This window comes from Aquiflexum sp. TKW24L, assembly GCF_023502205.1.
Lineage (GTDB): Bacteria > Bacteroidota > Bacteroidia > Cytophagales > Cyclobacteriaceae > Cognataquiflexum.
Genome location: NZ_JAMFLG010000099.1, coordinates 1 through 505, shown reverse-complemented (window position 1 = coordinate 505; position 505 = coordinate 1). Strand labels below are relative to the sequence as shown.

The window sequence follows — 505 nt, the reverse complement described above, 5'->3', positions numbered from 1 at the left end:
AATCACAACCTGAGCAAAGCCCGCTTTTTTTATTGGCAATGCAAAATGCCTCTTTCAAGTTTGGGTTGAGGAGCGATTTGAAATTCCAATTGGTTGCTTCAATTACAGAAGACACCGTATAGTAGATCAGGTTTACTTTCAAGCTCCTCCCTCAGGTTTTAAACCTTTGTAAAAATGGAAAAGAAAAATCAAAAACCAGACAAAGAACGGGCTTATTCAAGCCGAAAGTTTAGCAGTGGCCTTCCTGTTCAGAACCAAAGATGTGCAGGGATTGATGTTGGAGACTCCAAATATGATGTTGCGATTGCAGGCAAAAATGGCCACGAAGTCAGAGAGTATCCCACATTTGCATCTGATCTGTTGAAGTTAATAGATTGGCTAATAAGCGAGCAGATTACCACCGTTGCAATGGAGAGTACGGGAGTTTATTGGTTAAATCTTTATCTTAAACTCGAAGAGGCAGGCATAGAACCCTACTTGGTTAATGCCAGGCATGTTAAGAATG

1 protein-coding gene is annotated in these 505 nt (G+C 40.8%); it reads left to right on the top strand.

What is annotated here, in order from left to right; genetic code table 11:
* Window positions 1-174: 174 nt before the first annotated feature.
* Window positions 175-505 (top strand): IS110 family transposase (locus M3O96_RS21935; protein ID WP_249725495.1); only part of this gene is annotated, 331 nt, incomplete at its 3' end.